Origin of the sequence: Longimicrobium sp., assembly GCA_036377595.1 — a bacterium.
GTDB lineage: Bacteria > Gemmatimonadota > Gemmatimonadetes > Longimicrobiales > Longimicrobiaceae > Longimicrobium.
Map to the genome: position 1 here is coordinate 1 of DASUYB010000085.1, position 26,343 is coordinate 26,343.

Annotated in this window: 28 protein-coding genes; 16 read left to right on the forward strand and 12 right to left on the reverse strand. The window is 71.2% G+C overall.

Annotated features, from left to right (window positions below):
• Window positions 1-244 precede the first annotated feature (244 nt).
• Genes VF092_11910 through VF092_11925 form a run of 4 tightly spaced genes read right to left on the reverse strand, consistent with a single transcriptional unit; the run spans window position 245 to window position 1,431 of the window.
• Window positions 245-526 (reverse strand): DUF3303 family protein, encoded by a 282-nt coding sequence (locus VF092_11910; GenBank protein HEX6747988.1) that lies wholly within the window; start codon window positions 524-526, stop codon window positions 245-247.
• A gap of 24 nt (window positions 527-550) precedes the next feature.
• A complete protein-coding gene (locus tag VF092_11915) occupies window positions 551-778 on the reverse strand; it encodes a hypothetical protein (protein HEX6747989.1) in 228 nt (75 codons plus the stop codon).
• On the reverse strand, window positions 775-1,218 hold the full coding sequence (locus VF092_11920) for a VOC family protein (protein HEX6747990.1): 444 nt from the start codon (window positions 1,216-1,218) through the stop codon (window positions 775-777). Before VF092_11920 ends, VF092_11915 begins: the two co-directional genes overlap by 4 nt.
• A gap of 33 nt (window positions 1,219-1,251) precedes the next feature.
• Window positions 1,252-1,431 carry a hypothetical protein gene (locus VF092_11925; protein ID HEX6747991.1) on the reverse strand — a complete coding sequence of 60 codons (180 nt, stop codon included), beginning with the start codon at window positions 1,429-1,431 and terminating at the stop codon, window positions 1,252-1,254.
• A gap of 154 nt (window positions 1,432-1,585) precedes the next feature.
• On the opposite strand from VF092_11925, the gene VF092_11930 reads away from it, so the two are divergent.
• On the forward strand, window positions 1,586-2,143 hold the full coding sequence (locus VF092_11930; GenBank protein ID HEX6747992.1) for a hypothetical protein: 558 nt from the start codon (window positions 1,586-1,588) through the stop codon (window positions 2,141-2,143).
• A 9-nt stretch (window positions 2,144-2,152) separates the two neighbouring features.
• Here the strand turns inward: VF092_11930 and VF092_11935 are convergent, their stop codons facing one another.
• The 7 genes from VF092_11935 to VF092_11965 form a co-directional block, all read right to left on the reverse strand.
• On the reverse strand, window positions 2,153-2,956 hold the full coding sequence (locus VF092_11935; protein HEX6747993.1) for a cyclase family protein: 804 nt from the start codon (window positions 2,954-2,956) through the stop codon (window positions 2,153-2,155).
• Between the two features lie 375 nt (window positions 2,957-3,331).
• The gene (locus tag VF092_11940; GenBank protein HEX6747994.1) at window positions 3,332-4,222 is read right to left on the reverse strand and encodes a xanthine dehydrogenase family protein subunit M; all 891 of its coding nucleotides are present in this window, start codon (window positions 4,220-4,222) and stop codon (window positions 3,332-3,334) included.
• A 220-nt stretch (window positions 4,223-4,442) separates the two neighbouring features.
• On the reverse strand, window positions 4,443-5,195 hold the full coding sequence (locus VF092_11945; protein HEX6747995.1) for a carbon monoxide dehydrogenase subunit G: 753 nt from the start codon (window positions 5,193-5,195) through the stop codon (window positions 4,443-4,445).
• Window positions 5,192-7,579 (reverse strand): xanthine dehydrogenase family protein molybdopterin-binding subunit, encoded by a 2,388-nt coding sequence (locus VF092_11950; protein ID HEX6747996.1) that lies wholly within the window; start codon window positions 7,577-7,579, stop codon window positions 5,192-5,194. Before VF092_11950 ends, VF092_11945 begins: the two co-directional genes overlap by 4 nt.
• 238 nt (window positions 7,580-7,817) lie before the next feature.
• Complete coding sequence (locus VF092_11955) at window positions 7,818-8,351, reverse strand: (2Fe-2S)-binding protein (GenBank protein ID HEX6747997.1); 534 nt, start codon at window positions 8,349-8,351, stop codon at window positions 7,818-7,820.
• Between the two features lie 176 nt (window positions 8,352-8,527).
• Window positions 8,528-8,923 (reverse strand): DUF2335 domain-containing protein, encoded by a 396-nt coding sequence (locus VF092_11960; GenBank protein ID HEX6747998.1) that lies wholly within the window; start codon window positions 8,921-8,923, stop codon window positions 8,528-8,530.
• Window positions 8,924-9,020: 97 nt separating this feature from the next.
• The gene (locus VF092_11965; GenBank protein ID HEX6747999.1) at window positions 9,021-9,242 is read right to left on the reverse strand and encodes a hypothetical protein; all 222 of its coding nucleotides are present in this window, start codon (window positions 9,240-9,242) and stop codon (window positions 9,021-9,023) included.
• Window positions 9,243-9,601: 359 nt separating this feature from the next.
• Here VF092_11965 and VF092_11970 point away from each other — a divergent pair, with 359 nt between their 5' ends.
• The 6 genes from VF092_11970 to VF092_11995 all read left to right on the forward strand — a co-directional run bounded on the left by VF092_11970 (window position 9,602) and on the right by VF092_11995 (window position 17,578).
• Window positions 9,602-11,236, forward strand: coding sequence for a serine/threonine-protein kinase (locus VF092_11970; GenBank protein ID HEX6748000.1), 1,635 nt, complete (start codon window positions 9,602-9,604; stop codon window positions 11,234-11,236).
• Between the two features lie 564 nt (window positions 11,237-11,800).
• Window positions 11,801-12,697 carry a hypothetical protein gene (locus VF092_11975; GenBank protein HEX6748001.1) on the forward strand — a complete coding sequence of 299 codons (897 nt, stop codon included), beginning with the start codon at window positions 11,801-11,803 and terminating at the stop codon, window positions 12,695-12,697.
• A gap of 108 nt (window positions 12,698-12,805) precedes the next feature.
• A complete protein-coding gene (locus tag VF092_11980) occupies window positions 12,806-12,979 on the forward strand; it encodes a hypothetical protein (protein HEX6748002.1) in 174 nt (57 codons plus the stop codon).
• Window positions 12,980-13,208: 229 nt separating this feature from the next.
• Window positions 13,209-13,892 (forward strand): HAD-IA family hydrolase, encoded by a 684-nt coding sequence (locus VF092_11985; GenBank protein HEX6748003.1) that lies wholly within the window; start codon window positions 13,209-13,211, stop codon window positions 13,890-13,892.
• Window positions 13,889-14,641, forward strand: coding sequence for a class I SAM-dependent methyltransferase (locus VF092_11990; GenBank protein HEX6748004.1), 753 nt, complete (start codon window positions 13,889-13,891; stop codon window positions 14,639-14,641). The genes VF092_11985 and VF092_11990 overlap by 4 nt, the downstream gene beginning before the upstream one ends.
• Before the next feature lie 207 nt (window positions 14,642-14,848).
• A complete protein-coding gene (locus VF092_11995; protein ID HEX6748005.1) occupies window positions 14,849-17,578 on the forward strand; it encodes a DUF5916 domain-containing protein in 2,730 nt (909 codons plus the stop codon).
• A 103-nt stretch (window positions 17,579-17,681) separates the two neighbouring features.
• Here the strand turns inward: VF092_11995 and VF092_12000 are convergent, their stop codons facing one another.
• Window positions 17,682-18,443, reverse strand: coding sequence for a hypothetical protein (locus tag VF092_12000; GenBank protein ID HEX6748006.1), 762 nt, complete (start codon window positions 18,441-18,443; stop codon window positions 17,682-17,684).
• Between the two features lie 80 nt (window positions 18,444-18,523).
• Here VF092_12000 and VF092_12005 point away from each other — a divergent pair, with 80 nt between their 5' ends.
• The 9 genes from VF092_12005 to VF092_12045 form a co-directional block, all read left to right on the forward strand.
• Window positions 18,524-19,198 carry a helix-turn-helix domain-containing protein gene (locus VF092_12005; protein ID HEX6748007.1) on the forward strand — a complete coding sequence of 225 codons (675 nt, stop codon included), beginning with the start codon at window positions 18,524-18,526 and terminating at the stop codon, window positions 19,196-19,198.
• 146 nt (window positions 19,199-19,344) lie between these two features.
• The gene (locus tag VF092_12010; protein ID HEX6748008.1) at window positions 19,345-20,112 is read left to right on the forward strand and encodes a hypothetical protein; all 768 of its coding nucleotides are present in this window, start codon (window positions 19,345-19,347) and stop codon (window positions 20,110-20,112) included.
• Window positions 20,113-20,424: 312 nt separating this feature from the next.
• Complete coding sequence (locus VF092_12015; GenBank protein ID HEX6748009.1) at window positions 20,425-20,853, forward strand: cobalamin B12-binding domain-containing protein; 429 nt, start codon at window positions 20,425-20,427, stop codon at window positions 20,851-20,853.
• The gene (locus VF092_12020) at window positions 20,850-22,493 is read left to right on the forward strand and encodes an acyl-CoA carboxylase subunit beta (protein ID HEX6748010.1); all 1,644 of its coding nucleotides are present in this window, start codon (window positions 20,850-20,852) and stop codon (window positions 22,491-22,493) included. The genes VF092_12015 and VF092_12020 overlap by 4 nt, the downstream gene beginning before the upstream one ends.
• 9 nt (window positions 22,494-22,502) lie before the next feature.
• On the forward strand, window positions 22,503-23,069 hold the full coding sequence (locus VF092_12025; GenBank protein ID HEX6748011.1) for a Uma2 family endonuclease: 567 nt from the start codon (window positions 22,503-22,505) through the stop codon (window positions 23,067-23,069).
• Window positions 23,070-23,097: 28 nt separating this feature from the next.
• Window positions 23,098-23,778, forward strand: coding sequence for a Uma2 family endonuclease (locus VF092_12030; GenBank protein ID HEX6748012.1), 681 nt, complete (start codon window positions 23,098-23,100; stop codon window positions 23,776-23,778).
• Window positions 23,779-23,884: 106 nt separating this feature from the next.
• Window positions 23,885-24,445 (forward strand): YcxB family protein, encoded by a 561-nt coding sequence (locus VF092_12035; GenBank protein HEX6748013.1) that lies wholly within the window; start codon window positions 23,885-23,887, stop codon window positions 24,443-24,445.
• Window positions 24,446-25,819 carry an acyclic terpene utilization AtuA family protein gene (locus VF092_12040; protein HEX6748014.1) on the forward strand — a complete coding sequence of 458 codons (1,374 nt, stop codon included), beginning with the start codon at window positions 24,446-24,448 and terminating at the stop codon, window positions 25,817-25,819.
• Window positions 25,820-25,994: 175 nt separating this feature from the next.
• Window positions 25,995-26,343 (forward strand): MBL fold metallo-hydrolase (locus VF092_12045; GenBank protein HEX6748015.1); only part of this gene is annotated, 349 nt, incomplete at its 3' end.

Sequence of the window (26,343 nt, forward strand, 5' to 3'; positions counted from 1 at the left end):
GGCGAACAAGGAGGCATCCCCGAAGCTATAGGGGGCACTGCAGGTAGTCCCCACAACCGCCCAGGCAGGTGCGAAGAGCCGGCCTCCATGTCGCCCGGGAGAAACCGCTCCAGGAGGTTTTTACACAGTCTGGGCCGGCCAGGGCGTAATCAGCGTCTGTGCAAGTGCTTGCAGGCCGAAGGATCTATCATCGCGGCAGCACGAGGTTCGGTCGGACGCACCAACATTTCCCCCGGACCTGGGATCAGGCCCCGAGCGCCGCGCCGGTCATCTTCTCCGCGGCCTCGGCGGAGGTGACAACGGGGACGATCTCGAAGTCGACCAGGTCCTCCCACGCATCGGTCCATTGACGGAGGAGGCCGGGATCGTCGCACTCCATCACCTGGAAGCAGCGCGAGAAATCCGGCTCCACCCAACTGGCGACGTAGTTCAGCCCCGGCGGCATCATCCGGCCCTGCTCGCGGGCGCGCTGGTAGACGGCGGGCGCCTGCCCCGGCCGGAAGTGCTCGATCACCATGTACAGCATGCCGCCCCGCTCCGGAATCGACGTTCAGCCACGTCCCATCCTGCCGCGCCGGCGCGCGTCGAGGAACAGCACCACGAGCCCGACCAGCAGCAGGATCGCCCCGAGGAAGCCCGCCCCCAGCGGGATCATCCCCGACATCTCGTCGAAGCGCCGCTGCCCGGAAACCGTCTCCAGTCCCCACCAGCCGAAGCCGATCAGCAGGCCCCGACCACCCCCATCGCCGCCGCCGCCGCGCGCATCGGGGGCGATCACCCCTCGCCGGAGTACACGGACTCCTCCGGCGCGTCGGTGGGGCTCTCGAAGAAGACGCGGAAGCCATCCGGGTCCACGAACGACGCCACCCACATCCCGTTGCCGACGAACGGCTTCCGCGCCGCCGCCACGCCGCGCGCGGTGACGTCGCGGTAGATGGCCAGCGCGTCGCGGCAGATGAAGTAGGTCGACACGCCCTCGCCCGGCCTGCCGAGCGGCGCGTGGACGTGATGCCCGTCGGATTTCCGCTCCTGCAGCATCAGCGCGGCCCCGCCGAGCTGCAGCCAGCACCAGCGCAGCTTCCCCTCGTCGATCCACCGGTTCGTCATCTCGAACCCCAGCCCGTCGACGTAGAAGCGGAGCGATGTCTCCATGTCGGCCACGTCGAAGTACGGCACCGCCTGCTGGACGTTGGCCTCGGTTGCGATTGCGGAGTCCATCGTCGACCTCCTGCCGAGGGTGCTACCGCGCGCTCACGGCCGCGCGCGGCGAAGCGCGACGAACGCCCACACGCTGAGCGCCGCCGTGGCCGCGGTGATGGCTATGTACCAGCCGTGCTCGGCCACGCCGTGGTGCTCGGTGAACATCCGCGCCACGTGCGCCACCGTCAGCAGCGCGAAAACAATCCCCGTGGTGATGACGTAGGCTTTCATGGTGCCTCCATGGGCTGACCGTGCCATGTCCGGGCGCAGTCCCCTCGGCCGCTGAATTGCGCGGATGAGGATGCGCCCGCCCGTGCATTGTCTTCGCCCGGGTGATTCGCACCGCGGCCCGAAACCCGTCGGCTACCCTGATCCTCCGCCTGTCATGCGCATGGACCTCACCCTCACCCGGCTTGACGAACGCAGGTACGAAACCGTGATCCGGCGCGACGACGGCGTGCGGTTCCACGTGAAGGGCGTGGGCCACATGTTCGCCATCCCGCACGACCTGGCGCACCTTGCCATCGAGCAGGCGCTGGGGCTGCGCCGCGGGTTCTGGGGGAGCGTGGCCGACGGGGCCGTTTTCGAGAGCATGACGTACCTGGGCGGGCGCCGCAAGCCTCACGCGGCCGAGCGCTCGCGCGAGGTGCTGCGGGCCAACCGCGACTCGCTCGGCGAGGCCGAGCTCCTGGTCCGCATCTTCAACGACGCGCTGGAGCGGGGACACGGGCCGGATTCGTCCGAGCTCCGCGCGCGCATCGAGGGGCGGTGGACCGCATCCGGGCACCCGCCGCGCACGTTCACCGACGACGAGGTCGCCGCGGCGTGCGGTGCGTGGGAACGGATGCTGGAGCGCTGGAATCAGCTGCCCGTCGGCGGGCGGCTGGGGCTCGAGTGGGAGATGGAATCGCCCCGCCCCAGCCGCCACGCGCGCCGGCGATAAGAGCGCCGCCTACGGGTTCGCCGGCCACTCCCCGTCGAACGCGACCACGCGGGCGAAGGCCGCCTCGCCGCCCTGGAACTTCCAGGGGAAGCAGCCGATGATCAGGCGCCGGTTCTGGATCTCCGGGGCGCTGATCTGGCCGCCCAGGTTCTCGATGTGCATGCAGTTGTGCCCGAACAGCCGGTTGTGCGTCAGCTGGTAGTCCTCGTCGGGGAAGAGCCGCGCGACCTCGTCGGGCCCGCCGAACTTCTTCTCCGCGGCGGCGCGCACGCGGTCGCAGTGGCCGTGCATCCCCTTGCCCAGGAAGCGGCCGATGGGCAGGTCCATGGGGTGGTCGGTGGAGACCACGTCCACGCCCCAGATGTGGATCTCCTTCTCCAGCAGCCACTGCACCATGTCGGGGTGCGCGCCGGGGTGCATATGAATGTACTTCTCCTCGTCGGGCGTGTCGCCCCACTGCGCGAAGCGGTGCCAGCCGGTGTGCAGGATCACGATGTCGCCCTTCCGCACCTCCACGCGGTCCTCGATCATCTTGGGCGTGTAGACGGCCAGCTCGTCCATCTCGTCGGTCAGGTCCACGATCACCCCGGGGCGGCAGAGCCAGTCGAGCGGGATCTGGTCGATGGTCATCCCGCCGGTGACGAAGTGGCGCGGCGCGTCGAGGTGCGTGCCCATGTGGTTGGAGGTCTGGATGTACTGCGCGTTCACGCCGTGCTCGGCCTTGCGCTTGATGTACTTGACCTCGAAGGGCGGGTAGTAGGGCCAGAACGGCGCCTGCTCGTTCAGCGGCTGCGACAGATCGTACAGCTTCATCGGTCTCCGGCTCGAGTTCGGGTGAATGCCTGCGTGTCTTCCGGTACAGAAAACGTCGACTGCATGATCTGGGCGTGTTTGGCGCTCCAGACGCAAAAACGGGCTGCGCGCATGCCTCACGCGGGCCCTCTCCCTGGCGCTTCGCGCCTGTCCCTCCCCCAAAACAGCCTGGGGGAGGGACGAGGGCTCGCTTCGCTCGCGGCTGCTCAGCGCACGCCGAAACATCGTCCGCGCTGAGTTCTCCCCTCCCCTGCGAACCGGGGAGGGGGCTGGCCGGGCGGGCAGGATGCCTTCCTCCCGCGCAGATGCGTGCGTGCTACCTCTCCCGGTACGGGAGAGGTGGCGAGCCTAAGCGAGCCGGAGAGGGCGCGCTCCTCAGCTCTCCGCCGCGCTCCGCTCCCGCGCCGCCCGCGCGAACGCCACCGGCAGCGCGCGGCCGACCAGCACGCCCACGAGGTGGCGCCGGTAGTCCGCCGACGCGTGGATGTCGAACGGCGGATCGACCTCCGCGCGCGCGGCCTCGGCGGCGGCGCGGACCGCGTCGTCGCCAGGGGACGCGCCGACGATGGCGTCCGCAGCCCCGCGCGCCAGCACCGGCCCCTCGCCGACGCCGAGGAGCGCGATGCGGGCGGCGTCGTACGTCCCGTCGTCTCCCAGCGACAGCTGCACGGCCACACCGGCCAGCGCGAAGTCGCCGTGCCGGCGGCTGATCTCCATGAACGACCAGCCGGCGCGCGGCGCGGGCGCAGGGATCTCGATCTCCCCCAGCATCTCATCGTGCTCCAGCGCCGTGGCGAACAATCCGGTGAAGAACTGGTCCGCCGCCAGCGTGCGCCGACCGTTGGAGCCGAGCAGGTGGAAGCGCGCGCCCAGCGCCAGCATCACCGCGGGAAGCTCCGCCGCCGGGTCCGCGTGCGCGATGCTGCCGCCCATCGTCCCCCGGTTGCGGATCTGCGGGTGGGCGACGAAGGGAAGCGTCTCGGCCACCAGTGGCGCCGCGCGGGCAATGGCGCCGTTGCGCTCGGCCGCGTGCTGCCGCACCATCGCGCCGATGCGCAGCCCGCCGCCGTCCTCGCGGATGTAATCGAGCCCGGGGATGCGGTTCAGGTCGATCAGCACGCCGGGCGCCGCCAGCCGGAAGTTCATCGCGGGGACGAGGCTCTGGCCGCCGGCCAGGAGCTTGGCGTCCCACCCGTGCTGCACCAGCAGCTCGATCGCCCCGTCGATAGTGTCCGGGCGGAAGTACTCGAACGGCGCGGGCTTCATCGCACGCTCCCACAGGCCGTGGGGAAGTATGCGACTGAAGTCGCGGCTACAACGACACGCAGTCCGCCTTCGCGGACTCCCGCGGGCGCAGCATCCTGGCCGAGCCGAAGCTTCGGTGTGCGCTGAGTTCTCCCCTCCCCCATCCCGCCCCCCTCGTGGGGGGGGGGCCGGGGGTGGGGGGGGACGGCGGCCGCGCCCGGCCGATCGTCTGCGCGCCGCCTCATCCGATCGTCCCCGGCGGCAGGTCCTGGTCGAGGTCCTCCACCGGCGCGGGCTCGTCCGGCACCCCGGGCGCCAGCGGCGGCTCCGGCTCGGAGCCGGCGAGGTTCGCGCTGGGCGATACATCTCCCGATGCCGAATCTCCCGCCGTTGCTGACGATACGCCCGCCGCCGCGTCGGGCGTGTCGCCGGATTCGGGGTTCGCCTCCGCCGCGTCCTCGACCGTCGCGGCATCGTCCACCAGTTCGCCCTCGACCACCGTCGCCGTCGCGATGCCGAACGACGCCGACGCGGCGCCCAGGCTGGCGCCGATGCGCAGCTCCATCTCGCGGCTGAGTGCCTCCAATCCCTGCCGCGTCAGCAGCTTGGCCACCTGGTCCAGCAGCCGCTGCCCGATCCCGGCCACCTTCCCGCCGATCTGCAGGTCCGCGCGGTAGCGCATGGTGGTGGTCTGCTCCACCTCCAGCAGCTCGACCGACGCGCTGCCGCGGGTGAAGCCGAGCGGGCCCTTGCTGTCCACCTTCATCATGTAGCGCGCGGGCTCCTCGCGGTCGTGCAGCGCCACCGAGAGTGTCCACTGCGCCGCCGTCACCGGTCCCACGCCGATGCGGATCGACCCCTCGTAGGTCCCGTCTCCCGTCGCGACCAGGCGCTGGGCGCCGGGCATGGCCTTCACCAGCACGTCGGGGTCCTGCAGCAGCACCCACACGCGGTTGCGCGGGGCGCGGAAGGTGAACTCGCCGTCCACGATCATGCGTCCGCCTCCAGCGTCGCGGGGATGTTCGTCGCATTGCGCGCGGAGCGGCGGGGCGCCGTCCGCAGCATCTCGAAGAGCTGGTTGGGGCTCAGGGGGATCTCGGTGACCTCGATCTCCCACTCGTCCAGCGCGTCCTCCAGCGCCTGCGCGAACGCGGCGCCAGAGGGGATGCACCCCGCCTCGCCCACGCCCTTGAGGCCGAGCGGGTTCATCGGCGCGGGGGTCTCGCGGTGCGCCATCCCCACGCGGGGGACGTCGAGCGAGGTGGGGAGGAGGTAGTCGGCGAACGAGGCGTTCATCAGCTGCCCGTTCTCGTCGTAGACCAGCTTCTCGAAGAAGCAGTTGCCGATGCCGTGCGCCACCCCGCCCTGGATCTGCCCCTCGACCAGCACGGGGTTGATCAGCTTGCCGCAATCGTGCACGACCACGTAGCGGAGGAACTTCGCCATCGCCGTCTCCGCGTCGACCTCGACGACGACCGCGTGCACGCCGCTCGCCGTCGATCCGCGATCGGGGCCGAAGTAGGCGGTGCACTCCAGCCCCGGTTCCGTCCCCGGTGTCACCCCGCCGCGCAGGGGATTCGCCCGCAGCGCCAGCTCGCCGTAGCGGATGGAGCGCTCGGGCTCGTCGCGCACGCGCGCGTGGCCGTCCGCCAGCTCCACCTCGCCCTCGGGGATGTTCAGAAGGCGCGCGGCGACGGCGATCACCTTCTCGCGCACCTTGGTGGCCGCGGCATGGCAGGCGCTGCCGGCGACGACGGCGCCGCGGGAGGCGAAGGTGCCCGTCCCCCAGTTGAACTCGCGCGTGTCGCCGGTGACGACGAGGACGTCGGCCACGTCCACGTCCAGCGCCTCGGCCACGATCTGCGCGAACGCGGTGTAGTGCCCCTGCCCCTGCGTCCCCAAGCCCGTGGCGACGCGGACGCGGCCGTTCGGCTCGATGGTGACGCGGGCGCCCTCGTACGGCCCGATCCCCGTCCCCTCCACGTAGCTGACCACGCCGATCCCCACACGCCGCCCCTCCTTGGCCGCGCGGCGCTTCTCCGCGGCCCAGCCGTCCCAGCCGATCATCTCCAGCGCCGTCTCGAGCGCGGGGCGGTAGTTGCCGCTGTCGTAGACGAGGGGCTGGAAGTCCTGGAAGAGGATCTTGTGGTCGTGCGGGAAGTCGTCCTGCACGATGTAGTTGCGGCGGCGGATCTCCGCGGCGTCGAGCCCCAGCTCGCGCGCGGCCAGGTCGAGCAGGCGCTCCATCACGAACACGCCGTGCTGCCGCCCCGCGCCGCGCACCGGCGTCACCGTGATGCGGTTGGTGAAGACGGCCCTGAACTCGGCGTCGTAGCTCGGCACGTCGTACGGGCCCAGCAGCGTGCATTGGCTGTTGATGGGGACGGTCAGCCCGTACGGATCGTACGCGCCGCAGTCGTGCAGGAAGGCGTCGCGCACGCCCAGGATGCGGCCGTCGGCGTCCACCGCCATCTCGGCGTCGTGCACCTGCGACCGCTCCTGCGTGGTGGCGTAGAAGTTCTCCTGCCGGTCCTCCGTCCACTTCACCGGCCGCCTGAGCTGCATCGCCGCCCAGGGGACGAGGACTTCCTCGGGGTAGAACATCATGATCTTGGGCCCGAAGCCGCCGCCCACGAACGGCGCCACCACGCGCACCTGGCTCTGCATCAGCCCCAGCATCCCCGCCAGCCCGTTGCGGATGGGGATGGGCGCCTGGGTGGTGTCCCACACCGTCAGCTCCTGCGCCTGCTCGTCCCACCGCGCGGCCACGGCGCGGTTCTCGATGGCCGCGCTGGCGCCGCGGTCGTAGTGGAAGCGCCGGGAGACGACGACCGCGGCCTTCGCCTTCGCCTCGTCGTAGTCGCCGTGCCGCTGGCGGACGTGGGCGGCCAGGTTCGTCCCCAGCTGGGGATGGAGGATCGGCGCGTCCGGCTCCAGCGCGCGCTCGAGGTCGACGACCACGTCCAGCGGCTCGGCGTCGACGAAGATGTCCGCCAGCGCGTCCTCGGCGATGTAACGGCTCTCGGCGACGACCATCGCGATGGGCTCGCCGGCGTGGCGGAGGCGGTCCTTCGCCAGGGGGACCTGCGTGGCCTGGTTGAAGACGATTCCCTCGATGGGCGGCGGGGGGACGAGGAGCGGCCCCGGCTGCCAGTAGTCGCCCAGGTCCTCGGCGGTGTAGACGGCGATGACGCCCGGCCGCTCACGCGCGGCGGAGACGTCGACGGAGTTGAGCACGGCGTGCGCGTAGTCGCTGCGCAGGAAGGCCACGTGCAGCATCCCCTCCAGGTGCACGTCGTCCACGAACAGCGCCTGCCCGGTCAGCAGCCGTGCGTCTTCGTTGCGCGGCACCCATTCGCCCACGTAGCGGCGGCTCATCGCGCCACCTCCGGGGCTCGCCAGGCGAATGAATTCGCGGCAACAAGGGCACAAAGTCCCTTCGGGACTACCGTCGCAGCATCGGCGCCCCATCCCAGGCCCCGCCCCGCGATGACGTCATCCTGAGGCCGGCCAGACCGCAATCCCCGTCCGCACCGAAGGTTGCAGGCCGAAGGATCTATAGCCCGCCTTGCACGACGGCCGTGGTAGCGCGCCGAAACCCGCATCGCGATCGCCGTCACGATGCCTCCACGGGGTGGGGATCGGGCTCGATGGAGAGGAGGTCTCCGCTCGAATCCCTGCGCATGCGCTCGGCGGCGAGCAGGACGGCGTCGACGATCTTCGCGTAGCCGGTGCAGCGGCAGAGATTGCCCGAGATGGCCAGGCGGACGTCGTCCTCGGTGGGATCGGGGTTCTCGGCGAGGAAGGGAACCAACGTCATCAGGAAGCCGGGCGTGCAGAAGCCGCACTGCAGCCCGTGCGCGTCGCGGAAGGCGGCCTGCAGGGGATGCAGCGCGTCGCCGTCCGCCAGCCCCTCGACGGTGCGCAGCTCGCACCCGTCCGCCTGCGCCGCGAACACCAGGCAGCTACGAACCGGCGCGCCATCCATCAGCACCGTGCACGCGCCGCAGACGCCATGTTCGCACCCCACGTGCGTGCCGGTGAGCCCCAGCTCGTGGCGGATGAAGTCGCTCAGCAGCAGCCGCGGCTCCACCTCCCGGCGCTGTTCGGTCCCGTTGACGTGTAGGGTGATCTCGACGGATGACGGCATCCGTTTGCGGGGATGGGTGGGACGGGACGGCCCCGCGCCGCGGCCCGGAGATGGGCGTGCGCCACGGCGTGCGGGGCGAAGGATTCGGCCAGATTAGCGCGGGAACGGGCGAGCGGCAAGCGGCGGGAGACGAGGCAGATCCCGCAGTCACCCCGCGAGGCCGCGGGGTGGGCGGATCAGGCGGGTGACCGCGGGTGCTCCCGTGCTTCGGCGGTGCGGCTGCGCCCCAGGATGAAGGCCGAGACGAGCGCCCCCACGTCGAGGCCGAAGATCACGGTTCCTTCCACCCCGTGCCCGGCGCCGACGAGGAAGGTCGCGCAGCCGAACCCCACCAGCGAGATCACCAGCGCGCACACCACGCCCATGCGCTCGCTCAGGATCGACGCCTCGAGCGCCTTCCGGTCCAGCAGCTGCGCCCGGCGCTCCAGCGTCCGGCGATGCGCCGACTGCTGCTTGAACTCGCTCAGGATGATGTCGGGCGCGCCGGGATGCGCACGGCCGTAGCGCGCGAGCTCTTCCGCGTCGGGGATGGGGCCTTTGCGCAGCTCGAACTCCGTGACGTGCGTGATCACGTGAGATGCAGAAGGGCGCGATTCCAGCTCGCGCCCCTCCAGGATCTCCTGCTCGCCTGCAACCGTAAGCTCGCCGTCTCCGCGTCTTTTCCTGCCGTCACCCATGCGTGCGGGCCGCGTCCCGCTGCCTTACACGGGTGAACGCGGCGCCGAGATCGCTCCACACCGCCGCCCAGTCGGCCGCGACCGCCGCCGCATCGGAGGGAAGGGGGGTGCGGCGGCGCGCATAGGTGGGAACGGTGGCGCCGCGCAGGTCGAGGGCCCGTCCCAGGCCCCGCAGAAAGCTCCTTGCGCCTGTGAATGCGTTCGTCTGCTGCATCGTGTGTGCTCCTGGTGCGCAGATGAATACGACGCGTTCGGGAGGCGGGAATCTAAATGATAGACGGAGGAGATGTCAACAATGTCGAACAGTATTCGCCGACCTGCCACGCCCATCCGCCCTCAGACGCTGTCGCGCGGCAATCCCGCGCGAGGCGGGCGCCTTTCTCGCATTGCCCATGGACCGCTAACTTTTTCGCAGCGCTCGGCAGTCTGGCCGCACTGATCGCCCTGTGCGGATCGCGGAGGGAATGGAACCGCGTCCGCGGGCGACACGTAAACGCACCTGCAGCCGATTCGGCGAGCGACGGGCACGATCCGCCGCCGGCCGTTCCCTACATCTCACTCACGCACCGCTAGTTGTCCGGCATCCTCGCCCTCCTCCTCGGCCGCCGCCTGTGCGACCGCTACCGCGTCGACTCCGTGATCGCAACGGGCGGCATGGGCGCGGTGTGCGGGGCGTTCGACCTGAACCTGGAGCGGCGCGTCGCCGTCAAGGTGATGACCGCCGTCGCGCCGGACGAGGACGAGGCGGGGCGGCTGAAGATGCGCTTCCACCGCGAGGCCACCGCCGCGGCTCGGCTGCGCCATCCCAACGTGGTCACGGTGCACGACTTCGGCACCGACCGCGACCTGGGGATCGATTTCCTGGTGATGGAGCTCCTCGCCGGCGAGGACCTGGCCGCGCGGATGCGCCGCGCCGGCGGGCCGCTCCCCGTGGAGGAGGCGGTGGAGATCCTGCGCGAGGGCGGGATGGGCCTGGCCGCCGGGCACCGCGCGGGGATGGTGCACCGCGACGTGAAGCCGGCCAACATCTACCTCGTGGCCGAGCCGGGGGGGTGGGAGGTGAAGGTGCTGGACTTCGGCATCGCGCAGGTGCGGCAGGAGTCCGGCAGCGACCCGTACACGCCGCTGACCCGCTTCGGCTCACCGCACACGCCGCGCTACGCCAGCCCCGAGCAGCTGGCCGGCGGCCGCGCGCTCACGGCCGCGAGCGACATCTACTCCTTTGCCCTGACCGGGCTGGAGATGCTGGGCGGCGAGCATCCCGGGGGCCTGAACAGCACCGGCGACGACAAGCAGGCCGCGCGCATGATCAAGCGCCTGCTCGCGGCGCGCCCCGACGTGCCCATGCGCCTGGCCGCCGTGCTGCGCCGCGCGCTCCGGCTCGACCCGGCCACGCGCTTCCCCGACGCGGACGCCTTCCTCGACGCGCTGGAGCAGTGGGACAAGGCGCCCCCGCGCGACGCCGCCTCGGCCGCGGGATACGCCTCCATCATCCCCTCCGCGCCGCAGGCCGCGTGGGCTGCGCCGGCGGGATCATCGCCGGCGATGGCGGACGAGGACGCGACCGTCATCGCCCCGCCGCACGTGCCGGAGGGGACGGTGGCGGCGCCGGCGGGCCCCATCCCCCAGCCGATGCCGGTGCCCGCGGGCGCGCCGGCCCCGCCGCCCGCCGCGCCCGACGCCGCCGGCGACGCGGAGCCGAAGCCGCGGCGCCGCCTCCGCCTGCGGCCGGCGGGATGGCTGCTGCTGCTCCTGCTGGTGGCCGCGCTGGCCGCGGCCTACGCGCTGTGGCCTGCCGGGCCCGCCCGCGTCCGCCCCGACGACGGCCGAGCGCCGCAGCGTCCCGACATCGGCGCGCAGGTCTCCACCGGCCCCGCCGGCGGGCCGGCGATCGCGGCGGACGAGTGGGAGCGGGTGGCTGGGGACGGCGCGTACGGGAGCGGTGACGCGCTGTTCGTGGTGATCGTGGCCTCGTTCACCCCCGACCAGCTCTGGCGCGCCGGGCAGATCCGCGACGCGGCGATGGAGCGGGGATACGGCGTCGGCCTGGCCAACTCCGCCGTCTACCCCGAGCTGCGCGACGGCTACGTGGCGCTCGTCGCCGGCCCTTACGCGGACCGCGAGTCGGCCGCCGAGGCGCTGGTCGACATCCGCGGCAACCTGGCGGGCGACGCGTTCCTCAAGCGCGTCACCCTGCGCCGGCCCTGATCGTCCGTCGGACCGGAACGAAGCGCGGGGGACCGCCGAGTGGCGATCCCCCCGCGCTCCGTCATCCCGCCACGCCGCTCAGGGCGTGTAGGTCGAGTTCTGCGCCTGGGGCGTGCCCCGGCCGCCGGAGGTGCCGTACACGGCCGTGACGAGGGGAGTGTCCCAGTTGCTTCCGTCCATGTCGGAGTTGTCCAGGGCCGGTTCTTCAGCTCCCGGCTGATCCCGTCCTGCGCCGAGGTGCTGGGCTTGGAGTACTGCGTGCGGTCGATCGTCAGCGTGTCGGTGCCGTACACGCGGGCGATCTTCACCGCGTCCAGGCTGTTGGCCAGGCTCAAGGACTCCCCACGCGGAAAAAACGGTAGTTATCAAGCCGTTTTTCAGCGTCGCCAGCTGCTACGAAGACGAGACACCTCGTGCGTTTGGCGGATGGTCCGGAACTCGCTCGCGGTGGTGGCCGGTAGATCTGGTCGTCGCTGCCCCACTTCGCGCTCGCTGTCACGTGCCGCCGCGGTCGCGCGTTCAACCGCATCTCCATCGCCGTCTCCTCCATTCGCTGGAGCGTTCGTGACGAGAGTCGGATTGCGCCGCGCCGCGGCGGTCGTGCTGACGCTGTCGTGCTGCCTTCCTGGCGCGCCCGCGGCGGCTCAGTCGAGCGACGGGGTGATCCTGGCCGTAAACGCCGGGCTCGGCGCGCTGACCGCGGGCGGGCTGCGCGTGCTGCGCGGCGGGCACTTCCGCGCGGCGGCGGTGCGCGGCGCGGTGGGCGGGGCGCTCGTCTACGGCGGCAAGCGGCTGGCGGTGGAGCGCTGGGACGGCGCCGGCCTGGCCGGGCGCCAGGTGGCGGCGGTGGGCTCGTCCATCGTGTGGAACGCGGGGCTGGGGCGCGCGCCGCTGCACACACTGGCGCTCCCCGTCGGCCCCGTGCGGCTCTACGTGCGGACGACCGACGGTGGCGCGGTGCAGCCGAAGATCGACGCGTCGGCCGTCGTCGCCATGGTGCTGGTGATGACGGAGGAGGGGAGCCACCTGGACGTGGAGCGCTCGCTCTCCTCCGGCGCGCTCGTCTTCCGCCGCACGAACCCCCGCGAGCCCGAGGGATGGCTGGGCGGCGCCACCGCGGGGGTGATCAGCTATCTCCCCGTGGAGTCGGGGGGGACCGAGGGCGAGGGGCTGCACGAGGTGCTGGGGCACGAGCGCGTGCACATGATCCAGCACGACCAGGCCTTCCTCTTCTTCAGCCAGCCCGCCGAGGCCGCGCTGCTGGGCTCGCACCCGGTCGGTCGGTACCTGGACCTGGGGCTGAACGTGCTGGCGCTGGAAGCCGTGGACCGGCTGATCCCCTACAACTCGCGGCCGTGGGAGCGCGAGGCGCGCCTGCTCAGCCCGCGCACCACCGAGCCGCCGACGGGCGGATCGGTCGGCTTCGTCCTCGCCCCGCCGCCGCTTTCCTTCCAGCCGTGATGTCCGAGCACCCATCTCGTTGACGTGATGGCACTTCGGATGCATCCACGGGGGCGCGTTCGCCGGCGGCGCGCGTCCGCCGGAGGTGCTTCTCGCGGAGGTGGCAGCATGGAATCCAGGGTGAAGGTGCTGGGGCATCCGCTCCACCAGATGCTGATCGTGCTCTCGCTGGGCGAGTTGGTGGACCGCATGGGCGTGGGGGTGGACCCGGGCGCCAACCTCGACGCGCCGAGCTCGCTCTCGCGCCGCCCGCCGGAGCCGGCGCATCGCGGCGCGCGCTGATCTCGGATCGGTTGAAATCGAAAAGAGGTTGGACTCACGCGGAGACGCGGAGACGCGGAGAACTCACCCCGATGCTGAGTTCTCCGCGACTCCGCGTCTCCGCGTGAGGCAAAGCAGTTCCTGCACGATCGCGCCTCGCCCCGCATCACCCCGCCCTCTATCTTCCTGCCGCCCCGGATGGCGTTCGATCGCCGTCCCCGCATCTACCGAATCAGGCAGATCGATCCCGATGAAGGCCGTGCTCTTCGACGTCGGCAACACGCTGCTGTGGCTGGACCATCCGTTCGTCATCGGCGTGCTGCGCGAGCACGGGACGGAAGTCACGGAGGACGAGCTGGTGGCCGCGCAGTACGGGGCCAAGCTGCTGCTCGACGAGCTGGTGCGGACGGGGCGGGCGGGGGACGACGAGAGCCGCGGGCGCATCTTCTTCGCCGAGGTGTTCCGCCAGCTCGGCGTTCCGGACGACGTCTTCCCTTCCATCGCCAGACGTCTCTACGCGCGGCATGACGAGCACAACCTGTGGTGCCAGGTGCGCGAGCGGACCGGCGAGACGCTGGACGAGCTGCGGCGGCGCGGCTACCGGCTGGGCGTGATCTCCAACGCCGACGGGCGGGTCGAGGCGCTGCTGGAGGAGCTGGGGCTGCGTCCTCACTTCGAATTCGTGATCGACTCGGGGAGCGTGGGGGTGGAGAAGCCGGACCCGCGCATCTTCCGCATGGCGCTGGAGCGGATGGGGATCGAGCCGCACGACGCCGTCTACGTGGGCGACGTGTACGAGATCGACGTGGCCGGTGCCCGCGCGGCGGGGATGCGCGCGATCCTGCTCGACCCGCTCTCGCGGCTGGGGCACCTGGACTGCGACCGCATCGCCGCGCTGCACGAGCTCCCCGGGAGACTGGCGGAGGCGGCGTGAGCGCGGGCGGCGGGTGGTGGGACGACTACTTCGACGGCACCTTCGTCTCCATCTACCGCGACTTCCTGACCCCGCAGCGCACCGAGCGCGAGGTGGCGGGGGTGATGGAGATGGTGGCGCTTCCGCCCGGCGGCGCGGTGCTGGACCTGGCCTGCGGCTGGGGGCGCCACTCCGTGGAGCTCGCCCGCGCCGGCTTCCGCGTCACCGGGCTGGATCTCTCGGAGACGCTGCTCGCCCGCGCCCGCAAGCGCGCCGCGGCCGCCGGCGTCGCCGTCAACTTCGTGCGCGGCGACATGCGCGAGGTGCCGTGGCACGGCCGCTTCGACGCGGTGCTCTCCCTCTACTCCTCCCTCGGCTACTTCCTTTCCGACGACGAGGACCTGCGCGTGCTGCGTGGCGCCCGCGACGCGCTGCGCCCCGACGGCGCGTTCGTGCTGGAGACCATGCATCGCGACCACATCGTGGGCGACTACGCCAGCCGCGACTGGTGGGAGACCGACGACGGGACGACGGTGTGGGTGGAGCGCGAGTTCGACGCGGTGGAGGGCGTCAGCCGCGAGTGGACGCGCTGGAGCAAGGGGAAGGAGCGGGGGGAGAAGTACCACGAGCTGCGCGTGAGATCGGCGACGGAGTGGGACCGCCTCCTCCGCGCCGCCGGCCTCGTCCCCGTCGACTGGTACGGCGACTGGGAGCTCGCCCCCTTCATCCACACCAGCGAGGACCTGATCGTCGTCTGCCGCCGCGGGTGACGTGGCCGGATCCCCCTATCCCGAAAGAGTTTGTCCGGCAGGGGATGAGACGATGGCGTGAAACCCGTCCTGTTGCTACTTTTCCAGCAGTCTCATTTCCAACCGATCCGCGAATCGCGGAGTCCAGGGCCGCGCGGGCGGACGCATCGATCACCGCTCCGGCGCCGCCGATCCGTTCTCCCTGGTAACCAGACGTTTCTATCTCTCATGGCCAGACTCGCAGCCCTCCCGCTCGCCATCACCGTCGTAGCCCTCGGGATGCAGGCCGCACCTGCCGCGGCGCAGAACGCCGGCGCGGCGCAGACGCAGCAGACCGCGGCGGCCACGCCCGCGCGGACGCTGCGGGTGGCGCAGGCGGCGCGGCTCACGGGCGACATCCACGTGGACGGGCGCTTCGACGAGCCCGCGTGGGCCGCGGCGCCGGCCACGGGCGACTTCACGCAGAGCTGGCCCAGGCCGGGGAACCCGGCCACCGAGCGCACCGAGGTGCGCGTGCTGTACGACGACGAGGCGCTGTACGTGGGCGTCCGCGCCTTCGACGCGCACCCCGACTCCGTCGCCTCGCAGCTGGCGCGGCGCGACGTCACGGGGATCTTCTCCGACTGGATCCACGTCCTCGTCGACAGCTATCACGACCGCCGCTCCGGCTTCCGCTTCTCCGTCAATCCCCACGGGGTGAAGAAGGACGTCCTCCACTCCAACGACACCAACGAGGACCTGAACTGGGACGCGGTGTGGGAGGTGGGCACGGCCATCGACTCGGCCGGGTGGACGGCCGAGTACCGCATTCCTTTCTCGCAGCTGCGCTTCGGGCCGGTGCCGGCGGGGACGCCGCGGACCTGGGGGCTGCAGGTGCAGCGCGACGTGGCGCGCAGGCAGGAGCGCGACAGCTGGAGCCCGTGGACGCAGCAGAGCGGCGGCTACGTCTCCAGCGCGGGCGACCTGGCGGGGATCGTGGACGTGCCCATGCCGCACCGGCTGGAGGTGATGCCGTACGTCAGCTCGCGGCTGACCAGCGACCCCGGCGTGGGGCGCGCGGGCGACCCCTTCTTCCAGCACAACGACTTCGCCGCGTCGGCCGGCGCCGACGTCAAGGCCGGGCTCCCCGGTGGGCTCACGCTCACCGGCACCATCAACCCCGACTTCGGGCAGGTGGAGGTGGACCCGGCGGTGGTGAACCTGTCGGCGTTCGAGACCTTCTTCCCCGAGAAGCGGCCGTTCTTCGTGGAGGGCGCCGACGCGTTCACCTTCGGGCAGGTGCGCGTGGGGCCCACCTACGGCTTCCAGCAGTTCTTCTACTCGCGCCGCATCGGCGCGTCGCCGCACGGCTTCGTGCCCGACGCGCGCTTCGTGGAGCAGCCGGAGCAGACGACCATCGTGGGCGCGGCCAAGGTCAGCGGGAAGGCGGGCCCGTGGACGGTGGGCGTGCTCGAGGCGCTGACGGCCGAGGAGCGCGCGCGCTTCGCCACCTTCAGCGACGAGCGCGGGCGCGCGGTGGTGGAGCCGTGGACCAACTTCCTGGTCGGCCGCGTCCGCCGCGACATCGGTACGGCCGGCAACACCGTGGTGGGGGCGATGGCGACTTCCACCAACCGCGTGCTCGACGACACGCTGCTTGCCGGGTTCATGCGCTCGCGCGCGAACACGGCGGGGGTGGACTTCGAGCACCTGTGGGCCGACCGGCAGTGGGCGCTGAGCGGCTTCGTGGCGGGCACGTCGATCGCCGGCGAGGCGGACGCCATCTCGCTGGCCCAGCTCTCCAGCGCGCGCTACTTCCAGCGGCCCGACGCCGACTACCTGGAGTTCGACCCGTCGCGCACCTCGCTGAACGGCTACATGGCCGAGGTGGCGCTGCAGAAGAGCGGCGCGCTGAACGGCTCCATCGACCTGCGCACGGTAAGCCCCGGCTTCGAGCTGAACGACATCGGCTTCCAGGGGCGGACCGACTACCGCTCGGCCACCCTGGGCGTGGGCTACAGCCGCGACCGCGCGGGGAAGACCTTCCGCAGCTGGAACGCGTTCTTCGGCCAGAACAACGCCTGGAACCACGGGGGGGACTACATCTGGAGCAGCTTCTTCTGGAACGCGGGGATGACGCTGAACAACTTCTGGTCGGCGGGGATGTTCGGCGAGCTCGATCCCGGCGTCACCACCGACCGGCTGACGCGCGGCGGGCCGCTGGCGCGCACGCCGACGTCGTGGGCGCTGGGCACCTGGGGCAATTCCGACACGCGCAAGGTGGTGTCGGCCGACTGGAACGTCACCTGGGTGGGCGACGCCGCGGGCGGGAAGAACTGGTCGGCGTACGCGGGCGTGGCCTACCGCCCCACGCCGTCCGTGCGCATCTCCTTCGGCCCCAGCGTGTGGTGGGGGCTGGAGACGCGGCAGTTCGTGCAGACGGTGCCGGACCCCGCGTTCACGCCCACCTACGGCGCGCGCTACGTGTTCGCCGAGCTGCGGCAGACGCAGGTGTCGGCCGACACGCGCATCGACTGGACCTTCACGCGCGACCTGACGCTGCAGCTGTACGCGCAGCCCTTCGTCTCGGCGGGGCGGTTCACGCGCTTCAAGCAGCTGAACGCGGCGGGGACGGGAAGCTTCGGCGTGTTCGGCCGGGACCTGGGGTCGATCTGCTACGACGCGGACGAGCAGGTGTACACCGCCGACCCCGCGGGCGACTGCTCGGCGGCGGAGACGACGTCGTCCGGCGCATTCCCCATCTTCAACCCCGACTTCAACTTCCGCTCGCTGCGCGGCAACGCGGTGCTGCGCTGGGAGTACCGCCCGGGAAGCACGCTCTACTTCGTGTGGCAGCAGGAGCGCAGCGGCGCCGAGCCGTTCGGCGACTTCCGCTTCGGCCGCGACGTGGGCGCCATCTTCGACCAGCCGTCGCGCAACGTGTTCGTCATCAAGGCCAGCTACTGGCTCAGCCGCTGATCCGCTGAACAGAAGGTCTCACGCAGAGAAGCAGAGGCAGCAGAGGTGAGTTCTCCGCTGCCTCTGCTTCTCTGCGTGAGGCCATTTCTTTTCAGGATTGCGATCACGCGCCGGCGCTGGCGAATCGCCGCTCCTCGACGGCCGGCGTGCGCGCGAACTCGCGGCGAAGGCGGCGGAAGATCACCACGTGGCCGGCGATGGCGGCGGGGACGAAAATCGCGGGGAGCCAGATCCACGGCGCCTGCGCGATCCACACGTTCGCCGGCTCGTTGGTGAAGATGCGCAGCGGCGTCGGCGTCGACAGCAGCGCGACCACCAGCACGTTCGCCAGCAGCAGCGTCCCCACCACGTTCCACGCGGCGACGACGCGCAGCGGCACCCGTCCACGCGCGGCGACGAGCCATGCTGCCAGCAGCAGCGCCGTCGTGCCCGTCACGATGTCGAAGTTGCGGCCGTTGAAGCTCATCTGCACCGGCATCAGCCCCTCCGACCACGCGCGGTGCATCAGCAGCTCCAGCGGCAGCCGGAACCCCTGCACGCCGACGAGCACCGCCAGCGGCAGCCCCTCCGCCAGCCGCGCGCCCGTACGCGACAGCCCCACCCGCAGCGCCAGCCCCCACGCCACCAGCATCAGCGGCAGCATCGTCGGCGGCACGGTGTCGAAGCGCAGCCGACCCGACGCGGCGAGCGCGAACGTCACCGCCATCCACGCCGCCGTGAGGGCGGCGGTCACGAGCCCGCGGCGGGGTGCATCGGCGTCACCGACGGAACGGGCGGAACGGTAGACCAGGACGGGAAACGCGGCGGCGACCAGCAGCGCCAGCGCCGCGAATCCCCACGTAAGCTCGATGGATGCCTTGACCATGGGTCACCCGGCAGGTTAGAGTGGATGTCAGACTACTATCAAATAGTAAAGTGATCGTGATCTGAAAGGCAAGTGTCTCGATGAGCAAGCGCTCCTACGAGCAGTTCTGCGGGCTGGCCAGGGCGCTCGACCTCGTTGGCGAGCGCTGGACGATGCTGGTGGTGCGCGGCCTCCTGCTCGGCCCGTTGCGCTACAGCGACCTGCTGCGCGGACTCCCCGGCATCACCACCAATCTCCTGGCCAAGCGGTTGAAGGAGATGGAGGAGAACGGGCTGGTCGAGCGCGTGCGCACCGCCGCGGGCGAGAGCGGCCACGCGTACCGGCTAACGGAGATCGGCCGCGCGCTGGAGCCCGCCGTGCACGCGCTGGGCAGCTGGGGATGGCGATGGATGACGCAGCCCGGCCCCGGCGAGCACCGCAGCCTGGAGTGGCTCCTCGTGGCGCTGCGGCGGCGGTACCGCGGCGGCGCCTCGCTCACGGCGGAGATCGTGGCGGACGGCGTCCCCTACACCTTCCGCCTGGGCGAGCGCGCGGAGGTCTCGCGCGGGGCGGCGGCGGATGCGCAGGTGCGCGCGTCCGGGCCGGGGGCGGCGTTCGCGCGGCTCTTCCTGGGCGGCTGGCCCGGCGCGCTCCCCGAGGAGATCCGCGTCGCCGCGGGCGGCGCCGGCGGCCTGCGCGCGGTCATCGAGGCCTTCGAGCGCGGCGATCCCCTCCCCGGTCAGGACGCCGCGGAATCCGCCGTCACCCTCGCCTGAACGGGGCGACGCGCCGCGAACGTTGTGGTCTGTCCGTTTCCCGTTTATCGTGGTCGGAGATGCTGCCGCGGAACCCGATCTCCCGACGTGGACGCATCTTCCCCTCCCGCCGCTCCATCGCCGACCGTTCCCGCGGTCCTCCGTTCATGCAGACCATCACCATCCCCCCTGGCCGGGTCGTACGAGTCCTGCTCGCGGCGGTCGCGCTCCTCGTGCTCGCGAACACCGCGGCCCAGGTCATGCTTCGTGTGGCGGGGCACGACTACGTCCATGGCCTGGTACCTCTGGTGGACCTGGCGGGCGAGGCCAATCTCCCCACGTGGTTCTCCACCGCCGCGCTGCTGGCGTGCGCGCTGCTGCTCGCGCTGATCGCCGCCGTTCGCCAGGGCGACCGCTTCCGGCGGCACTGGGCGGGGCTGGCGCTCGGGTTCCTCTATCTCTCCGCCGACGAGGCCGCCCGGCTGCACGAGCTGCTGATCGCCCCGGTGCGCGCCGCGCTGCATGCCAGCGGCCCGTTCCACTTCGCATGGGTGATCCCCGCGCTCGCGCTCGTCGCCGTGGCCGCGCTGGCGTACCTCCCGTTCCTCCGCGCGCTTCCCGCGGACACGCGCCGGCGCGCGATCGCCGCTGCCGCGCTGTACCTGGGCGGGGCGGTGGGGATGGAGATGGTGGGCGGGGCATGGCTCGAGCGCTTTGGCGACGACGCCGTCTACGCGGTGGCGGTCGCGCTGGAGGAGACGCTCGAGATGCTCGGGGCGGCGGCCTTCGTCTCCGCGCTCCTGCACTACATCCGCAGGCACGTGGGCCCCGTCCGTCTCCGCGTCGCCGATGGCGGGGAGCGGCAGGCCGGGCCCGCGGCCGTACAGCCGTTGGACGAGCGGAAGGCCGCGGAGACCGCCGTCGCCGCGGGCTGACCGGACCCCACAGCCGCGGAGCCCGTCTTCCCCGCGCATCCTCCTCTCGCACCTTCATCCTCTCACGGGGCGTCGCGCAGGCGGCGTCCCGTTCTGCCGCACCCCCGTCTCCATGACCAGCCGCACTCCCGCACTCCCGCACTCCCGCACTCCCGCACTCCCGCACTTTCGGACCCTCGCACCCTCGCACTCCCCTCCGTTCCGCACAGGCACTCGGCTTGCCGCAAGCGCCTGCGACGGCCTATGTTCAGCAGGCTCCGCCCCGACCGCGGAGCGCCGGAAATCCATCGACCGACAAAGAAGTCCAACGATATGTCAGAACGGAAGATCCGCGTGCTGGTGGCCAAGCCCGGGCTGGACGGGCACGACCGCGGCGCCAAGGTCATCGCCGCCGCGCTGCGCGACGCGGGGATGGAGGTCATCTACACCGGCCTCCACCAGACGCCCGAGATGATCGTCAACGCCGCCGTCCAGGAAGACGTGGACGTGGTGGCCATGTCCATCCTCTCCGGCGCGCACATGACGCTCTTCCCGCGCGTGAGGGAGCTGCTCGAGGCCGAGGGCGCCGACCACATCCTGATCACCGGCGGCGGCATCATCCCCGAGGAAGACATGCAGGCGCTGGAGGGGCAGGGGATCGGCAGGCTCTTCGGCCCGGGGACGACGACGGGTGCCGCGGTGGAGTACATCCGCGAGTGGTTCGCGGAGCACGGCCGCGACCGCGAGCTGGTGGAGCAGTGAGCACCACCGCCGCGCCCGAGGCGCCCGCCGAGGCGGAGTCGCGCGCCCGCCGGCTCGCCCGCGAGCTGGCGGAGCTCGAGGCCCGGCTGCGGCTGGGCGGGGGGAAGAAGCGCATCGAGCGGCAGCACGCCGACGGCAAGCTGACCGCCCGCGAGCGCATCGGCCTCCTCCTCGATCCGCGCACCCGCTTCCAGGAGATCGGCCTCCTCGTCGCCCACGACCGCTACGACGGCCAGGCCCCGGGTGCCGGCGTGGTGACGGGGATCGGCACCGTGGCGGGGCGCGAGATCGTGGTCGTCGCCAACGACGCGACGGTGAAGGCGGGCTCATGGTGGCCGGAGACCATCACCAAGATGCTGCGCGCGCAGGAGATCGCCATGCGCTGCCGCGTGCCGATCGTCTACCTGGTCGACAGCGCGGGGGTCAATCTCCCCTACCAGGGCGGCGTCTTCCCCGGGCAGTACGGCGCCAGCCGCATCTTCTACTACAACTCGGTGATGCGGCGCTACCTGAAGGTGCCGCAGATCGCCGCGGTGATGGGGCCGTGCATCGCCGGCGGGGCGTACCTCCCCGCGCTGAGCGACGTGATCCTGATGGTGGAGGGGACGTCGTTCATGGGGCTCGGCGGGCCCAATCTCGTGAAGGGAGCGACGGGGGAGACGGCGGACGCGGAGACGCTGGGCGGCGCGTACACGCACAACGCCATCTCCGGCGTCGCGCACTACCGCGTGGCCGACGACCGCGCCTGCGTGGCAAAGATCCGCGAGCTGGTGAAGGAGCTGCCGCGGCCGGCGGCTCCCGCGCGGCAGTTCGAGGCGGAGGAGCCGGCGCGGCCCGAGCGCGACCTGTTCGAGGTGCTGCCGGCCGACCACAAGCAGCCGTACGACATGCGCGCGCTGCTTTCCTGCATTCTCGACGCGGGCGAGCTGGACGAGTTCCAGGCCGACTACGCGCCGGAGATGATCTGCGGGAGCGCGCGCATCTGCGGCATCCCCGTGGGCATCATCGCCAACGCGCGGGGGATGCTGAAGGACCCGCACGGCGGGCGGCCCAAGTTCGGCGGCATCGTCTACGCCGACAGCGCCGAGAAGGTGGCGTTCTTCATCGACACCATGAACCGCCACGGCACGCCCATCCTGTTCGTGCAGGACGTCTCGGGCTTCATGGTGGGGACGGAGGCCGAGCACAGCGGAATCATCCGCGCCGGCGCCCGCTTCGTCGAGGCGATGGCGACGGCGACGGTGCCGAAGCTCGTCCTGACGGTGAACCACGCCAGCGGCGCGGGATACTACGCGATGGCGGGGCAGGGCTTCGATCCCGACTTCATCTTCACCTGGCCGACCGGACGGATGGGGGTGATGGAGGGCGATTCGGCGGTGATGGCCCTGTTCAGCGCGCAGCTTGAGGAGTTGAAGAAGGCCGGCAAGCAGCCCGACGCCGACCTCCAGGCCAGGATCGAGGCGGTGCGCGCGGACTACGACCATCAGCTCGACGCCAGGTTTGCCGCCGCGCGCGGCTTCGTGGACGCGGTGATCGCGCCGGACGAGACACGCGCCGCGCTGTCGCTGGCGCTGCGCACCGCGCTCAACCACCCCGGCCCGCACCTGGGCGCCTTCGTCCTGCCGCCGCACCTGACGTAGGAGGGACACATGGTCGATCTCGCGGTTCGGCACCGCTTCACCGTGGACGAGTTCCACCGGATGGGCGAAGCCGGCATTCTTGCCGAAGACGACCGCGTGGAGCTCATCGACGGGGAGATCGTCGAAATGACGCCGATCGGAAGCCGACATTCGACCTGCGTGCGACGTCTTGATCGCTGGCTCCAGAAGCTGGTTGGAGACGGAGCCGTCGTTTCGGCACAGCAGCCGCTGACGCTAGCGAACGACGGCGAGCCGCTTCCCGATGTGGCATTGCTGCGGCCGCGGGTGGACGAGTATGCGGACTCACATCCGACCGGCGCCGATGCCTTGCTGGTGATCGAAGTGGCGGATTCGTCGGTGCTGTTCGACCGCAACGCGAAAAGCCGGCTGTATGCGGCGGGCGGCGTTCCCGAGTACTGGCTGATCGATCTCACCCGTAACTCGGTCGTCGTCTTCCGCGACGCAGAAAACGGGCGCTACACGGACGAGCGGGATTACCGCCAGGGCGAGTCGTGGATTTCGCCCGCGCTTGGTGGTCGAATGGTGATGGTGGATGAAGTGATCGCCACGCGCTGACGCCGCGCGAACGACCCGGGAGAGAACCATGGCTGTTCAGTTCCTGCAGCCGCACAGATTCAGCGCCGAGCAGTACCGGCGCATGACGGCGATCGGGCTTGTCCCGGCAGAGACCGAGCTGATCGACGGCGTCGTGGTGGCGGGGACGCGCCCCTTCCGCTTCTCGTCCGACGACTACATCCGGCTCGGCGTGGAGGGAATCCTGGGCAACGGCGACCGGGTGGAGCTGATCGATGGAGAGATCATCGAAATGAGCCCGATCGGGCCTCGTCATTCAAAATGCGTGGCTCGCCTGATCACGCTTCTCACCTCGCAGCGCGTGCGAGGCGCCGAGGTGCGCGTCCAGGACGTGTTGCGGGTTCGCGAAGGGCGTACGGCGCATCCGGACCTAGGGCTCTACCGCCTGCGCGAGGGTGAGTTCGAGGAGGAGCAGCCCACGGGGAACGATGCCCTGCTCGTCGTGGAGGTGGCCGACTCGTCCGTCCTCTACGACCGCACGGTGAAGATGGAGGACTACGCCACGGCGGGGGTGCAGGAGTATTGGGTCGTCGACCTCCGGCGGAACGTGGTGATCGTCTCGCGGAATCCCGTTGCCGGGCAGTTCATGGACGTGCAGGAGTACGGGGCGGGCGATGCGTGGCGGTCGCCGGCGCTCGGCGGTGCCGGGATCGCGGTGGACGACATCATCGGGAAGCGCGCGCACGATTGAGGGCGCGGGTTGCCGCGCCGGGGATGGAATGAGATTTTCCTGCCGGAGGCTGCCGCGGGCGGCCTCCGGATCGTTTTTGGGGGCACCGCACGCGCCGGGGAGGCCGATGACGCAGCAGCAGACGGTGGATGCGGACGTGCTGGAGGTGGCGTTCGTTCCCACCGCCGGCGACCTGGCCGAGGCGATGCACGCCACGATCCACCGCGGGCGGCGTCCGTGGGCGGAGATCGTGATGGTGCTGGTGCTGGGCGTCAACGTGGTGGCGGGGCTCGCGAGGCACGGGGCCGCGGCGCTCCTCGGAACCGCGGGGCTCGCGCTGCTGGTGCTGGTGCTGGGCACCGCGGCATACCGCGGCGGACCAGGGTTCGCCCGCTGGGCGCTCGCCAGGCGCGCCGCGCGCGAGCCGCACCTCTTCGCGCCGATGGCCTACCGGCTGGGGCCCGACGGCGTGCGGGTGAAGTCCGCCGACGGCGTTTCGAGGGTGCCGTGGAGCGAAGTCGCCCGTGTACGCGAGACCCGGCACCTCTTCTTCTTCGAGCTCGGGGACAAGAGCTCGCTGTACGTGCCCCGGCGCGTGCTGAGCGGTCTCGACCAGTCACGGTTGCGAAGGCTCCTGGTGGCCCGCATGGGTACCCGGGCACAGGTCAAAGAAACGGATGGACGATAGATGAGAGACAAGATCCGCATCGCCAGCGGGCAGGGGTTCTGGGGCGACCAGCTCGACGCTCCGCGGCGGCAGGTGGAGGGCGGCCCGATCGACTACCTGATGCTCGACTACCTGGCCGAGGTCACCATGTCGATCATGCAGAAGCAGCGCTCGCGCAACCCGGCCGCGGGGTACGCGCGCGACTTCGTCCCCCTGGTCGGCGAGATCCTTCCCGCGGTGGTGGAGCGCAACATCCGCGTGGTGGCCAACGCGGGCGGCGTGAACCCCGCCGGCTGCCGCGACGCGGTGCTCGACGTCGCCCGCAAGGCCGGCCTCGAAGGCCGCGCGCGCGTGGCGATGATCACCGGCGACGACATCCTCGAGCGCCTCCCCGACCTCCTCGCGCGCGGGGTGGAGCTGCGGAACATGGAGACGGGCGAGCCGCTCTCCGCCGTGCTCGACAGGGTGCAGAGCGCCAACGCCTACATCGGCGCGCGGCCGATCGTCGAGGCGCTGCGGCAGGACGCGCACGTGGTGATCACCGGCCGCTCGACCGACACGGCGCTGACCTACGCGCCCATGATCCACGAGTTCGGGTGGAGCTGGGACGACTTCGACCGCATCGCCGCCGGCGTGGTGGCCGGGCACATCAACGAGTGCGGGGCGCAGGCTTCGGGCGGCAACTGCCTCTGGCAGTGGCGCGACATCCCCGACCTGGCGGACGTGGGCTTCCCCATCATCGAGGCGGCGCCGGACGGCTCGTTCGTCGTCACCAAGCACGAGGGGACGGGCGGGCGCGTGGCGGTGCCCACGGTGAAGGAGCAGCTGCTGTACGAGATGGGCGATCCCGAGAGCTACATCACCCCCGACTGCGTGGCCGACTTCACCACCATCCGCGTGGACGACGCCGGGCCGGACCGCGTGCGCATCTCGGGCGTGCGGGGGAAGGCGCCGACGGACCTGCTGAAGGTGAGCCTGAGCTACGCCGACGGGTGGAAGGCGAGCGGCACGCTGGTGTACGCCTGGCCCGACGCGGTGGAGAAGGCGCAGGCCGCCGACCGCGTCCTCCGCGGGCGGCTGGACCGCCTCGGGCTGCAGTTCGACGAGGTGCTGACGGAATTCGTGGGGTGGAACGCGACGCACGGCCCGCTCGCCGGCCCGATCCCGCGAGACCTGCCGGAGGTGACGGTGCGGTGGAGCGTGCGCGGCCACGACATGGCGGCGGTGGACCGCTTCACCAAGGAGATCGCGCCGCTGGTGCTGACCGGGCCGCCATCCGTGACCGGGTTCGCGGGCGGGCGGCCGAAGGTGCAGGAGATCGTGGCGTACTGGCCGGCTCTGATCCCCAAGTCGGAGATCGAGCCGCATCTCCGGGTCGAGGTGGTGACGGCGTGATCGGGAAGTCCCCAGTGCCCAGTGCCCAGTGCCCAGTGGGTCTGGTGCACGCCTCGCACGTCGCTGCGTCTCCAGCGCGCGAGTCCGGGGATCGCGTCGTGTCGCGTGTCCGGCTTTTGGTTACTGGGCACTGGGCACTGGGCACTGGGCACTCTGTCGGTCGGATGCGATGCGAGTGACGTTTCTCGGCACCGCCGCGGCGCGGCCCACCGTCGGCCGCAACGTCACCTCGCTGCTCGTCCAGCGCGAGGGCGACGTGATGATGTTCGACTGCGGCGAAGGCACGCAGCGCCAGATGATGCGTTACGCCACCGGTTTCACGATTGACGACGTCTTCTTCACGCACATGCACGCCGATCACTTCCTCGGCATCATTGGACTCCTGCGCACGATGGGTTTGCAGGGCCGTACCGAGCCCATGCGTTTGTACGGTCCGGAAGGCACGCGTGAGATCCTCCATGAGGCCGTGCATCTCGGCGTGGAGCGCGTTCCGTTCGGCATCGACATCATCGAGCTGCAAGCCG